Below are 14,089 nucleotides of genomic sequence, written 5' to 3'. Positions count from 1 at the left end.
AGCCAGAGTGAATAATGGAACGATTAAAACGCATGTCCGTTTTTGCCAGAGTGGTCGAATTAGGGTCATTTACCGCCGCGGCTCGCCAGCTCCAGATGAGCGTTTCTTCCATCAGCCAGACGGTAGCCAAACTGGAAGATGAGCTGCAGGTTAAGCTGCTCAACCGCAGTACGCGTAGCCTTGGCTTAACAGAAGCGGGAAAAATCTACTATCAGGGCTGTCGGCGAATGCTGTTCGAAGTCCAGGATGTCCATGAACAGTTGTACGCGTTTAACAATACGCCCATCGGTACCCTGCGCATCGGCTGTTCTTCAACTATGGCACAGAATGTCCTGGCGCGCATAACGGCGGACATGCTTAAAGAGCACCCCGGACTATCGATAAATCTGGTCACGGGCATCCCCGCTCCGGACCTGATTGCGGACGGTCTGGATGTGGTTATTCGCGTGGGGGCGCTGCAGGATTCCAGCCTCTTTTCCCGCCGCCTGGGTTCGATGCCGATGGTGCTGTGCGCGGCGAAAAGCTATCTCCAGCATGCCGGATGTCCGGAAAAACCAGCAGATCTCGCCAGCCACTCCTGGCTGGAATACAGCGTCCGGCCGGATAACGAATTTGAAATCATCGCCCCGGAAGGGATCTCAACCAAACTGATCCCTCAGGGCCGATTTGTCACTAACGATCCAATGACGCTGGTCCGCTGGCTGACGGCAGGCGTCGGCGTGGCTTATGTTCCGCTGATGTGGGCGATCGACGAGATCAACCGCGGCGAACTGGAGATCCTGCTGCCGAGCTACCAGTCCGATCCGCGCCCGGTTTACGCGCTGTATACCGAGAAAGATAAGCTGCCTCTGAAAGTACAGGTATGCATTAATTATCTGACGGAGTATTTCGTCGGGGTGGCAAAAATTTATCAGGGCATGCACGGTCGGGGGATTGCCCGCTAGCCGTCCGAATCAGCCAAAGAGGGCATTAACTCATTATCAGGTCCGGCATCGGAAATGATTTGCGTCACTTCGCTGAGATTTCCGATGCGCACCTCGCCGGCACGATGAAATTTACTTTTGTCGATAAGCAATAGCGACTGCGCCGCCCGTTTCAGGAGCAAGGATTTGTACGCGGCATTGTTAACGCTGGAATCCCAGAGTACGCCATCGTTATCGATCCCTTCGCAGGAAAAAATAAACAGATCGATCTCCAGCGATTTGACCTGCGATAACAGCGCGGGGTTAACGTAATAGCCATATTGACGCAGAAGCTGACCACCGGCGCTAATTAACTGGATCCGCTCGCGGCGGCCAAGTTCAACGCAGACCGGGTGGCTATTGGTAAATACCGTCAGGTTAATATCCGGCAGCTGACGCGCCAGAAACCAACAGGTTGAGCTGGCATCCAGCGCGATCGTCATGCCTGCATCAATCCACGCCAGCGCCGTACGCGCAATATCGGATTTATGGGCATAGTGGCTTTTCACGCGACGATGAAAAGGCTTCTCGCCGTGATGACTATCGCGTTGAAGAACTCGCGCCCGCCCGTGACTACGCTGAATGCTCCCCTGCCTCTGTAGCTCACTCAAATCGCGGCGAATGGTCTCAATGCTGACCTGCAGAAGATGGGACAACGCTTCGGTGGTTAAAGTGTGATGCTGATTGAGTAACTCAACTATCTGCTGCTGACGCGCGGCTTTCATCGCGACCCCGCGGAGGTAATTTGCGCTTTCGCGGAATGCGAAAGCGCATGATGAGGGATCAGGCGGTACCGCCGACGGTGAGTTTATCCACTTTCAGCGTGGGCTGACCGACGCCAACCGGCACGCTCTGGCCCTCTTTACCGCAAACGCCGACGCCGCTATCCAGCTTCAGATCGTTCCCCACCATCGAAATCTGCTGCATCGCTTCAATGCCGGAGCCGATAAGCGTTGCCCCCTTCACCGCTTTGGTCACTTTCCCTTTCTCAATCAGGTAGGCTTCCGAGGTAGAGAAAACGAATTTCCCGGAAGTGATATCTACCTGACCGCCGCCGAAGTTCGGCGCATAGATACCGTAATCGACCGATTCGATAATTTCCTGCGGCGTGGATTTACCCGCCAGCATGTAGGTGTTGGTCATACGCGGCATAGGCAGATGCGCGTAGGATTCGCGGCGACCGTTACCGGTTGGCGCCACGCCCATCAGCCTGGCGTTGAGCTTGTCCTGCATATAACCTTTCAGAATCCCGTTTTCGATCAGCACGTTATACTGCCCAGGCGTACCTTCATCGTCAATGGCGACGGAGCCGCGACGGTTGGCCATGGTGCCGTCATCCACAACGGTACATAGCTCAGAGGCCACCAGTTCCCCCATATGACCGCTGAACACCGAGGTTCCGCGACGGTTAAAATCGCCTTCCAGGCCGTGACCAACGGCTTCATGCAGCAGCACGCCAGGCCAGCCAGCACCCAGAACAACCGGCAACATCCCGGCAGGCGCTGCGACGGCGGTCAGGTTGACCAGCGCCATACGCACGGCTTCTCTCGCCCAAACATCAGCGCGCACTTCTCCCTCCAGCGAGGCCAGGAAATAGTCGTAGCCAAAGCGGCCGCCGCCGCCGCTGGCACCGCGCTCGCGTTTGCCGTTTTCTTCCACCAGCACGCTGACGGAAAGACGAACCAGCGGACGAACATCAGCCGCTAGCGTGCCGTCGGTGGCGGCAACAAGAATTAACTCGTAGACGCCGGTCAGACTGGCGGACACTTCCTGCACGCGTTTATCGGCCGCGCGGGCGGTTTTATCGACCCGGCGCAGAATATCCAGCTTCTCTTCGCGGCTCATGCTCTGCAGCGGGTCAATGCTGGTATAGAGGGAGCTGTACTCCACCGCTCCAAGAGTATGAACTTTACCATCACCGCGATCGCGCACGATGGTGCGTGCCGCCTGCGCGCTCTGTTCCAGCGCCAGCCGGCTAATCTGATCAGCGTACGCAAAGCCGGTTTTTTCCCCGCTCACCGCGCGAACGCCGACGCCCTGGTCGATATTGTACGAACCATCTTTAATGATGCTGTCTTCCAGAACCCAGGACTCGTGATAGCTCGACTGAAAATAGAGATCGCCGTAATCCAGACGACGCTCGGCCAGCTTGCCAAGAATGGTAAACAGATCCTGATGATTCAGGCCGTTTGCCGACAGTAATTGTTCACTTACCAGGTTCAGACTCATCGTTATGCTACTCGTTTGTTGCCGCCTCTCGGGCGGAAATAAAAAACGCTATCTATTGAGAGTGCGGTAATTCCCCGCAATCGTCAAATCATTGCTTTTTGTCGCTCCGCGCCTGGCGCAGCACTTCGTTAATTTGCGGCTGATCGATAGGACCGGTGATGCGATAGCGCAAAATAGAGACCTTATTCCATAGCGGTCCCAGCACCTTACTGGCGGCAAAGACCGCAGCACCGATTATCGGGTTAACGGCAAAGGCCGCCGCAACGCCTACGGTCGCGGAGATTTCCGGCGCAACCACGGCCTGCATATCCAGCTGGCGGCGAACAAGATCCACCGAGCCTTTCATTGCGATATCCGCTTCCAGACCATCGACCAGCGTATCATCGGTATGCAGAACGCCGTCTTTAATCCATGCCGTGCTGCGAATCGAATCGAAGTAAAACCCTTCGCTGAACGTATCGCTAAAGTCGAAGCGCAGCTTGCGCAGCAGCGCATCAACGCTCAGCAGGCGCAGAAGCTGGCCGGCGTGTCCGGTGCTGATATCGGTAAACTCTCCCTTCCCGAGACGGCTTTTAAGAATGCCGTTAAGCGAAGCAACGTCCGGCTGCCACGGCGGCGCGCGCCAGTGTAGATCGTAATCAATATCGAACGACGATCCTTTTACCGGTGTGGACACGCCGAAGAAGTTTACAAAATCATCGGTTTTATTCCCGTGCAGCTTACCTTTTAATGAGGTCCGTACGCCGCTCGGGGCGCTAACCCATACGCCATCGCTCGTCAGACGGCCAAAACCGGTATCCACCAGCCCGTTCGCCAGGGTCAGAGTATCGCCGCTGATCGTGAAATCGCCGTCGATACGACCATATTTTTGCCCCCACAGCCAGCACTCTGCGCAGCGAAGCTGGAGATCGGGCCAGCCGTGGAAATCTACTTTTGTCTCGGTCAGCGGAGCACTGCTATTTTCCGTCCCGCTGCTTTTCGCCGAAGTTGGGTTGTAATAGAGGTAGCGAATGGCCGCCAGCCACGGGGCATTTTTGCGCATAGTCAGGGTAGCGTTGACTTCACGCCCCTGAGCTTCAATCTTCGTTCCACCTGCATCGGGCCGGGAGACCAGGCTGACGTTATTCCAGCTCTGACCCGCCATCGTTAACGTCGGCGTACGCAGCGTGACCTGCTGCGGGAAGACAATACTACTGCTGACGTCAGTTGCCGCACCGCGCTGGAACAGCGCCAGCCACTGCGCGCCATCCATCGGCGGCATATTCAGCTCGACGCCTGACTGCGCAGGCAGCGGAGATACGGCTTTACTGTCAGAAGTTAAAATCGCGCGATCTAGTGTGAGCTTATTGCCCAGCAGCCAGCGGCTATTAATGTGATTCTTCGTCCCCATGGAGCCGGTCAAATTAAAGCTGCTTAATCCGCCATCAACCTTAATTTTTACCGGTAAAGGCTCACCGGCCTGCTTATCAACCGGAGCAGGTAAGTGACTACTTACGTTTTTCAGCTCACCGTTAATATCGACTTTATAATTTGCGCTGCCGCGGTACGGAAGCTCAATCGCCACTTTACCGTCCCAGGGCACGCTGCCGCTCAGGCTGTTCTCCAGCGCTTTCGGCAACAGACCGGTACGCGCAGGCTCCCAGTTGGCGTTCATCCCGACGTTAACCAGGAACGCTTTCTCGCCCTCGGTGGTCGAGAAATCAACGTTCAGCGGCTGATTAAACCAGGTCGCGCTCATCGGTTCGCTTTTCAGATCGCCGTTTACAAAGCTGAATTTACCGCTCAGGTTTTGCAGCGTGGTATCGATAGGCTTGATAAACAGACTATTATTCTTCAGCTGGACGTCGCCTTTGGCGGTGGTCATCTCGCCGTCCAGCGGGATGTTCAAATGTAAGCGAGCGCTCACATCCCCATCCAACTGAAGCTCGTCCAGCGCCGCGCCCAGCGTCTCTTTCAACGGCGTCTCGTTAAAGTAAGGACCAACCTCTTTACCCGGGCCGTTAACATCGGCATCAATCAGCAGTTTTTCTCGCGAGTAGTCCGGTATCACCGCGTCCAGATTACTGGCCGTCACTTTGCCGAGCATCGCCTTATCGGCCTTCATCCACAGCCCGTCATTGATAAAGTTAAGATCGATATTCAGGCCGGTGAGCGCTGGCCAGTCAGGCTGAAAGGCGAAGGTGGCGTTTTTTAGCGGCACCGAGACCTGAAACTGACCTTCATTGTGCTTGTAAGGGAACAGATGGGGATTACCGCCGTAAGCCAGCGTGGCGTCGGTGGCCTGGCCGCCTTTAATCGCCCCGCTAAGATAATCCACCAGCTCTTTACCCATCAGATTTTCAGGGAAGTAGCGCCATGCCTGACCGCCATCATTGGTACTGATACCGGCCAGAATACCGAGCCAGGGTTCATCACCCTGCGGTTGCAGATAGCGGAAGCCGCCGCGGGCGCGAACGCCGGTAGCCTGCACGTCAATATCGCGACCGTCGAGCATAAAACCTTTGTCGTTCTTTATCCAACTGAGCGTCGCATCGCCTTTAGCGATCTCCAGCGGCGCGCGAAATACCGTCTCATAAGGCATTTTTGCCTGCTTTATGCTGGCATGCAGGATACCGTTCTCCACGCTCCCGGCAATGCTGCCGGAAAAATGCTCCGCGCCGGGCAACAGCTTCCACTGCTTCCAGGACATGTCGCTCCAGTCCGCTTTGAAACGCGTTTTCTCCGCCATCTGGAGAGGAATATCGAGCGCCAGAAGATTGATCTTGCCATCCGGCTGCGTTGTACGCCAGATTTCACCCAGCGACGGCGCCAGTTTATCCGCCATCGGCTGCAGCCCGGTCAGGCCGCTAAGATTAAGGTTGCTGGCGCGTATGCGCAGCTCATCGCTGCGTTGAGCATTTGTTCCGCCGACATCCTGGGCAGGTATCCACGCCATCGCCAGCGCGCCGCGCGGCCAGGGTTTATCATCCATGGAGATACGCGTGTCCGGGATGCGAAAGCCCCAGCTGTGGTTATCGCGATAGATGTGCGCGGTCAGATTATCGACCGACAGATGATGCTTATCTTTATCGCCCTGCCAGCTGGCGCCGCCTTTTTTCAGCCACACATCGCCGCTGGCGACATCGCCTTTGTCGATAGTCATCCAGCCTTCCAGGCTAAACTTCGCGCTCTGTAGGGCGATGTTGTCCTGCATCCAGCGTCCAAGCCAGGGCTTAACGTCGATGTCATCGGCCTGAAGCCAGACGCGCCCCTTATTGAGCAAACCGTCTTCGTCGCGCAGATCCATTCGCACCTGCATCACGCCATGCTGGCCGGTCAGGCTGCTGAGGCTAAGCTGTCCTTCCGCGCGATGGCGATTTTTACCGTTCAGCCAGGTAAGCTGCGGAATCGTAAGTTCTGCCCGCTGACCGGAAATCGTCAGGAAGCTCAGATGACTATCGCGAAGGGTAAAGTGATCGAACTGGCGGAGGAAAAGATCGCTGATGCGGTCAGTTTTCAGACCTTCGCCGCTGTTATTGGTTTGGATCGGCGTGTTGGTATGAACCTGTAGCTGCCAGAAGGTCAGGTCGCGAAACTGCCAGCGCATATGCAGCAGACTTTGCCATACGTCGAGCGCCAGAGTGACGCGTTTGACGGAAAGCTCACCGCCGTCGCTCAGGCCTGCCTTGATATCACGGACATCAAGCGTCGGGCCAAACGTCTGCCAGCTGGCGGTAATTTGTGAGGCATCGACCGGTACGCCAGCCATCGCCGATACTTTTTCCAGCACCTGCGGACGCCAACTGTTCAACTGCGGCAGTACGAGACGCAGACCGCTCACCAGCAGTGCGACGACAACAATCACTGTTGCCGCGGTGAGCAGTAAAATCCCGGGCAGTCGCCTCACGCATCTCTCCTTGTCAGCCTTTTACGCGCCATCCTTTTACCTGCCCCTGTCCTGAAGTGAGCCAGGCAAAACGGATGATTACATCATTACTACATCAAACTGCTCTTGATTATAGAGCGGTTCAATTTGTACTTTGACCTGCTTACCGACAAAGATCTCGACTTCCGCCAGCGCATGCGACTCTTCCCCTTTCAGCGTTTCCGCTACCGCAGGAGAAGCATAGACCAGGAATCGGTCAGAATCGTAGGCGTGGTGTACGCGCACGATTTCACGCATGATTTCGTAGCACACCGTTTCTACCGTTTTCACCGTGCCGCGGCCGTGGCAGGTCGGGCACTCATTGCACAGCACGTGCTCCACGCTTTCGCGGGTGCGCTTGCGGGTCATCTCCACCAGCCCAAGCTGAGAGAAGCCGTTTATGCTGGTTTTTACCCGATCCTTGCTCAGCGCCTGTTCCAGCGAATGCAGCACCCGCCGACGGTGATCCTCATTATTCATATCAATGAAATCAATGATGATAATACCGCCAAGATTGCGCAAACGCAGCTGACGGGCAATGGCCTGGGTCGCCTCAATATTGGTATTAAAAATAGTATCGTCAAGATTACGGTGACCGACGAATGCTCCGGTATTGATATCGACGGTAGTCATCGCTTCCGTCTGGTCGATGATCAGATAACCGCCTGATTTCAGTTCAACTTTACGCTCCAGCGCGCGCTGGATTTCGTTTTCCACGTCAAAGAGATCGAAAATCGGCTGGCGGCCGCTGTAGTGCTCCAGCTTGCTGGTCATCTCCGGAATATATTCGGCGGTAAACTCAAGCAGCGATTCGTAGGTCAGACGGGAGTCTACGCGAATACGGTCAAGATGCGCATCGGCGAAATCACGTAGCACGCGCTGCGCCAGGGCCAGTTCACCGTACAGTTGATAACGCGTCTGCTGGCGCTTTTTGCGCTCCATGACTTTTGTCCAGACGCGCTTGAGGTAGGCGGCATCTGCGGCCATCTCCTGCTCATGTACCCCTTCAGCCGCGGTACGAATAATGAAACCGCCCTGTTCGTCACAGTATTCAGACACCACTTTTTTCAGGCGCTCACGTTCCGCTTCGCTTTCAATACGCTGAGAGACGCCGACGTGCGAAGCGCCTGGCATAAAGACCAGATAGCGAGAAGGAATGGTGATATCGGTGGTGAGACGGGCGCCTTTGGTACCCAGCGGGTCTTTCACCACCTGCACCATTAAATCCTGCCCCTGGCGCACCAGTTCGGAAATATCGCGAACGGTGAACTGTTTTTGCTCTTCACCTGCCACGCATTCGGTGTGCGGCATAATATCGGAAGCGTGCAGAAACGCGGCTTTATCGAGGCCAATATCTACAAAAGCCGCCTGCATTCCCGGCAGCACCCGACTGACACGACCTTTGTAGATATTGCCTACTATTCCGCGTCGCGCTTCACGCTCAATATGAATTTCCTGAAGAATACCGCCATCAATATAAGCGACGCGCGTTTCCGATGGCGTTACGTTAACTAATAATTCAGCAGTCATCTTTATCCCTTTTCTTCACGCAGTGAGTTAAAGTTACTCAGCAACTCATACGTTTCCACCAGCGGTAAGCCCACTACGGCGTGATAGCTGCCATTTATCTTCCTGACAAAACAGCCACCCAACCCCTGAATACCGTATGCACCTGCTTTATCTAAAGGTTCGCCGCTGGCAACATAATCGGCGATATCCTGTACTGAGAGCACACGGAAAGTGACCTCCGTGACCACCAGGCAATCCAACGTCTGCTGCTTATCGGCCAGGGCCACGGCGGTCATGACCTGATGGGTTTTCCCGGAAAGCATACGCAGCATTTCGGCGGCGTGGCCGGCATCGCGCGGCTTCTCCAGCACTTCACCATTAAGGATGACAATGGTATCCGCTCCCAGTACGGGGAGATCAAGCGGCGCTAACGCCACTCCAGCCTGAGCCTTCTCACGCGCCAGACGTACAACATACTGCTGCGCGCTCTCCTGGGGACGGCGCTGTTCCTCAATACCGGGAATCACGCGTTCAAAAGAGAGACCGAGCTGAGTCAGCAGTTCCTGCCGACGGGGAGAGCCTGAAGCCAGATACAGAGTCGTCATATCAACCTTATTGCACCGCAAACTGCTGACGCACTTTACGCATTAGCAGGAAAATCCATGGCCAGAGCACACCGTTTACTACACTACTCCAGAACACTTCCGGGCGGAAAGAGACGTTGATCACTAAAAACTCTGCCCAGAAAACAATGATATCCACGGCGAGGGATAACATGACTACCACCAGCGCCTGTTGCCAGAGCGCCAGATTGCGGAACAGCTGATATTTCAGCGCGACCAGATAAGCCACAATACTTAATGATAGTGCGCGAACGCCAAGCGTCGAACCGCTAATGAGATCGAGGATTGCGCCCATCACAAAGCCTGTGCCGACGTTAACCCGATGGGGCAACGCAAGAATCCAGTACAACAGGATGAGAAATACCCAGTTTGGCCGGTAAACGCTAATGTCCGCCGGCCAGGGCATAATCTGCAACAAGAGTGCAATAAGGAACGAGAGCCAGATAACCCAGCGTCCCTGGCTACGGTAGCTTGCCACTATTGCCCCCCTGCAGGCAGAGGCTGCTGTGGCATACCGGTTGCTGGCGCCGGCATCTGCGGCCCCATCGCATCCGGCGCAGGCAGAACCTGCGGCATCATCTGCATCAGGCGCTCGTTCGCTACGCGATGAACCTCTTCCGGCGTCATGGGATTAGCTCCGTTGCGATCGGCGCCCCACAGCAGCAGCAGATAGCGCAAGCGCTGCAGACCGGCGGTCGGACGGGCCTGAATCACCGTGTACGCGCGCTGCGTATCCAGCTTAACGGAAGAGACCACGCCCACCGGATACCCTTCCGGGAAGCGGCCGCCGAGCCCCGAAGTCACAAGGACGTCGCCGACGCGAATATCAGTATTGGCCGGCAGATGTTCCAGCTGCAGATCGTCAGTACAACCGTTGCCTGCCGCAATCACGCGAATATCGTTACGCAGCACCTGAATCGGTAACGCATGAGTGGCATCGCAAATCAGCAGCACGCGGCTGGTCAGCTTCGCCACCGCGACCACCTGGCCGACGACGCCTTTATCGCTGATGACCGGCTGACCTTCATATACGCCGTTAACGCTGCCTTTATCGATAACAACCTGATCGCTGTATGGGTCGTTAACCGTTGAGATGACCTGGGTCACCATTTTTTGCTCGTCCTGACGCAGCGGAGAGCCCAGCAGCTCGCGCAGACGCGCGTTCTCCTGTTTATACTGACCCAGCATCAATAGATCGCTGTTTTTTAACAGCAGTTCCTGGCGCAGCGCGCGGTTTTCCAGTTCGAGCTGGTCGCGGGTGGCCAACGTTTGCGAAACGCTATCCAGCAGTTCCCGGGGACCATTAGAGACAAAGTAGAAAGGGCTGACGGCAGTATCCATGTACGTTCGAATCTGGCTGAACGTACCCAGGCGGCTGTCGGCGATTATCACGCCAAGCGCCACCAAAACCGCCAGAATAAGGCGAATCTGTAGCGACGGGCCACGGCTAAAAATTGGCTTCATAGGCTATGCGTATTCTCGTGTCAGTTAAGACCGGGGCAGCCGTAAGCCAGCTACCCGGATCTCAGGCTGACTACTCTTCGCTGAACAAGTCGCCGCCGTGCATATCGATCATTTCCAGTGCCTTGCCGCCGCCACGAGCGACGCAGGTCAGTGGATCTTCTGCAACTACGACAGGAATTCCTGTCTCTTCCATTAACAGGCGGTCAAGGTTGCGCAGCAGCGCGCCGCCGCCGGTCAGAACCATACCGCGTTCGGAGATATCGGAAGCCAGTTCCGGCGGGCACTGCTCCAGCGCGACCATCACCGCGCTAACGATGCCGGTCAGCGGCTCCTGCAGCGCTTCGAGGATTTCATTGGAATTCAGCGTAAAGCCGCGTGGTACGCCTTCAGCAAGGTTGCGCCCGCGAACTTCGATTTCGCGAACTTCATCACCCGGATAAGCGGAACCGATCTCGTGTTTGATACGTTCTGCGGTCGCTTCGCCGATCAGGGAGCCATAGTTACGACGCACATAATTAATCACCGCTTCGTCAAAACGGTCGCCGCCGATACGTACGGAAGAGGAGTAGACCACGCCGTTCAGGGAGATGACCGCCACTTCAGTCGTCCCGCCACCGATATCCACAACCATCGAACCGGTTGCCTCGGAGACCGGCAGGCCTGCGCCGATCGCAGCCGCCATCGGCTCTTCAATCAGGAAAACTTCACGGGCGCCAGCGCCCTGTGCGGATTCACGAATCGCGCGACGTTCAACCTGAGTCGCGCCAACCGGCACGCACACCAGCACGCGCGGGCTCGGACGCATAAAGCTGTTGCTGTGCACCTGTTTAATAAAGTGCTGAAGCATTTTTTCGGTAACGAAGAAGTCGGCAATAACGCCGTCTTTCATTGGGCGAATAGCTGCAATGTTGCCCGGTGTACGCCCAAGCATCTGCTTCGCTTCATGACCCACCGCTGCGACGCTTTTCGGCGATCCGGCACGATCCTGACGAATGGCCACCACGGAAGGCTCATTCAATACGATGCCTTGTCCTTTTACATAAATCAGGGTATTCGCGGTACCCAGGTCAATGGACAGGTCATTGGAAAACATGCCACGAAATTTTTTTAACATACTAAGGGATAATCCTGAAAGCTGGGGCGGAAAACAAAATCCGCTTACTTTACCAACCACGCGCAGCAGCGACAAGGCGCAAAAATCATCTGCTGCGGTGAAAATTAGTGCAGTTCGTTACCTTTGTTACAAATTTGACTGAGTCCGTCCGATGCCGAAATCTTCAGCAGCGCTCCGCGCTTGAATCTGCAACCTGTCAAAGGTCATTCACTGGCATTTACATTGCGACAATCCGGCAGGTAGACAAGCACACCCCCATCACTATGGCGCGCATTATTCTACGTGAAATCACGCTAAACGGCAGATCAAACAGAGTATCTTTGCGAATATTTTTTCACATTTGTGTCAAGTGGCTGTGAGGCGGCAAAAAATTCCCCCTGACCGCCGGTGACACCGCATTGAGACAGCACCTGCCACTCGCTACGGCTGAGCACGCCGGTTGCGAAAACCTGAACCGGCATTCCCTTACAGGCTTCCACCAGACTCTGCACCAGCAGCTGATTCTCACTGCGTTTTTCTATATTGCGCGATAACCCCGAATGCAGCTTGATAACCTCAACGTCGAGCTGCTTAATCCAGCTGGTTCCAACCAGCGTCAGACCAGCCTGAACTACGGCAACTCGAACACCTAAAGCATTAACCAACCGCATAACCGGCTGCAGGCGGCCGATATATTGACAAACATCCGCCTCTGCAAGTTCAAAAATAATACGCCGACGTTGCGATTTTTCGCATTGCATCAAAGTATCGCGCAGCCAGCGCTGGAAGCGGGGGCGAATTAATGACTCAACCGTCACCTGTAGCGCGAGATTTTCTTCCGGCCAGAAGCCTAAAAACGGCAGCAACCGGGTGATTTGCAGGCGGTCATACTCTTCCGCCAGACCGAACTGCAGTACCATCGGCATATATTCCGCCGCGATAACTTCTTCCTTGCCATCGTAAAGACGACACATTAGCTCGCGGTGGTGTACGCGACCGTCACGCGTTACGGCAGGTTTTTGGTAGAGACGCGGTCCGCCGCGGCTGAGCATTTGCTCGATAAGCGTGCGCCAGCGGACGTTGCCGCGTCCCTTTTCCGGGAGAGAGTCATCGTAGACGGCCCAGCTGTTGCTACCCTGCAATACCGCATTGCGCGTTGCCGCTTCCGCATGCTCCATCACCTGGGCTGCCGTTTGTCCGCTACGGAAGGCGCAGATCCCGATATGCATCATGTCGTCACGATCGAGAATTCGCGTTGGCGGCAGGGCATCCATAGCCTTCAATAGCAATCCGGCGATGCTATCCGCCTCTTTTAACGTGCGATGAGGGAGCAGAACGGCAAAATCGCTTCGGTGATAGCGGGCCAGCAGCGCGCCGGGATAACGCATAATAAAGGTGGAAAGCATGTTGATCAGCGTAAAGTAATGCTCTTCAGTCGCTGTACGCCCCCAGTTATCGCGCAGCAGGTCGAAATCCGGCAGGCGGATCATCATAACAATACCATACGACCCCACCTTCTCCTGATCTTCAAGCAGCGTCGACAGCTGATTATCAAAGAACAATCGGTTACTTAGCCCGGTTTTTGAATCCTGCGCAACGTAAGAACGAATCAGGGTATCCATGCGGCTTCGCTGATCGCTGGCAAACTGCAGTTCTGATAGCAGCGTATCTAACGCACTGCTGGTGTTGACTGGCCATTCATGTACCGACCCGCGCACCTGCGGGCCGCGTTCGCCGTTAAGAATACGCACAGAGCGAAGCTCCAGTAGCTCCTGGCCCGCCAGCTGACGACGGATCCAGCGCACGGAAAAAAAGATAATCAGCACCATGAAACCAATGGCGATGGAAAGCGGCGCGGTAACGTGCAGCGAGCGGAAATAATTGGCCATCGGATCCAGATAAACCAGATGGATAACCATGCCCGGGTGCTTGAGCGACGGCACGGTGATACTACGGAACTGATTGCTGCTGCCTAACGGACGATAGTTATCGTTGCGGGAATGGCTATAGACTGATTTGCCATTAAGCTGAAAATCAACGTGCACGACTTCGACCGGCGTCATCAGCTCATCCATCTGCGGTTCTAACTGGTCAAAAGATATAGAGACCAGGCGGTTATCCAGCATCGTCGCCACTGCCTGAACGCGGTTGGTCATTTTTATCTGAATACCGTTATAAAAACTCAGCGAAGCGCCAATCAGCGTGACAAAGATAGTCAGGCTGGTGAGTAACGTGACAAAGGCTGAGAATTTCGTCGTTAATCGCATCCCTGTGTTAACTCCGCGAGTGAATGAGTGCCCGATAA

Annotated in this window: 10 protein-coding genes; 1 reads left to right on the top strand and 9 read right to left on the bottom strand. The window is 55.4% G+C overall.

The genetic code is table 11. The annotated features are described in order from the left end of the window. The first annotated feature begins 14 nt into the window (after nucleotides 1-14). Nucleotides 15-944: an HTH-type transcriptional activator AaeR gene (gene aaeR, locus ABLV75_RS18830; RefSeq protein WP_004106239.1), complete on the top strand. Its 930-nt coding sequence runs from the start codon at nucleotides 15-17 to the stop codon at nucleotides 942-944. On the opposite strand, the gene fucR is transcribed toward aaeR, so the two are convergent. The 9 genes from fucR to csrD form a co-directional block, all read right to left on the bottom strand. Then, nucleotides 941-1,687, bottom strand: coding sequence for an L-fucose operon activator (fucR, locus tag ABLV75_RS18825; protein ID WP_004106241.1), 747 nt, complete (start codon nucleotides 1,685-1,687; stop codon nucleotides 941-943). The genes aaeR and fucR overlap by 4 nt on opposite strands. A gap of 58 nt (nucleotides 1,688-1,745) precedes the next feature. Further along, nucleotides 1,746-3,191: a metalloprotease TldD gene (gene tldD, locus ABLV75_RS18820; protein WP_004106242.1), complete on the bottom strand. Its 1,446-nt coding sequence runs from the start codon at nucleotides 3,189-3,191 to the stop codon at nucleotides 1,746-1,748. 88 nt (nucleotides 3,192-3,279) lie between these two features. Next, entirely contained in the window at nucleotides 3,280-7,077 is a 3,798-nt protein-coding gene (gene yhdP, locus ABLV75_RS18815) for an AsmA2 domain-containing protein YhdP (protein ID WP_004106244.1), read from the bottom strand. A gap of 78 nt (nucleotides 7,078-7,155) precedes the next feature. After that, nucleotides 7,156-8,625 carry a ribonuclease G gene (rng, locus tag ABLV75_RS18810; RefSeq protein ID WP_004106246.1) on the bottom strand — a complete coding sequence of 490 codons (1,470 nt, stop codon included), beginning with the start codon at nucleotides 8,623-8,625 and terminating at the stop codon, nucleotides 7,156-7,158. A gap of 2 nt (nucleotides 8,626-8,627) precedes the next feature. Continuing rightward, on the bottom strand, nucleotides 8,628-9,209 hold the full coding sequence (locus ABLV75_RS18805) for a nucleoside triphosphate pyrophosphatase (RefSeq protein ID WP_004106247.1): 582 nt from the start codon (nucleotides 9,207-9,209) through the stop codon (nucleotides 8,628-8,630). A 7-nt stretch (nucleotides 9,210-9,216) separates the two neighbouring features. After that, entirely contained in the window at nucleotides 9,217-9,705 is a 489-nt protein-coding gene (gene mreD, locus ABLV75_RS18800; RefSeq protein WP_004106250.1) for a rod shape-determining protein MreD, read from the bottom strand. After that, the gene (mreC, locus tag ABLV75_RS18795; protein WP_004106252.1) at nucleotides 9,705-10,691 is read right to left on the bottom strand and encodes a rod shape-determining protein MreC; all 987 of its coding nucleotides are present in this window, start codon (nucleotides 10,689-10,691) and stop codon (nucleotides 9,705-9,707) included. Before mreC ends, mreD begins: the two co-directional genes overlap by 1 nt. Before the next feature lie 70 nt (nucleotides 10,692-10,761). Beyond that, nucleotides 10,762-11,805: a rod shape-determining protein MreB gene (gene mreB / locus ABLV75_RS18790; protein WP_002918653.1), complete on the bottom strand. Its 1,044-nt coding sequence runs from the start codon at nucleotides 11,803-11,805 to the stop codon at nucleotides 10,762-10,764. Between the two features lie 305 nt (nucleotides 11,806-12,110). Further along, nucleotides 12,111-14,051 carry an RNase E specificity factor CsrD gene (csrD, locus tag ABLV75_RS18785; RefSeq protein ID WP_026055898.1) on the bottom strand — a complete coding sequence of 647 codons (1,941 nt, stop codon included), beginning with the start codon at nucleotides 14,049-14,051 and terminating at the stop codon, nucleotides 12,111-12,113. Nucleotides 14,052-14,089: the final 38 nt, after the last annotated feature.

The organism is Klebsiella sp. CN_Kp066, assembly GCF_040065135.1.
Classification (GTDB): domain Bacteria; phylum Pseudomonadota; class Gammaproteobacteria; order Enterobacterales; family Enterobacteriaceae; genus Klebsiella; species Klebsiella oxytoca.
This window is presented reverse-complemented; position numbering and strand designations above follow the sequence as displayed.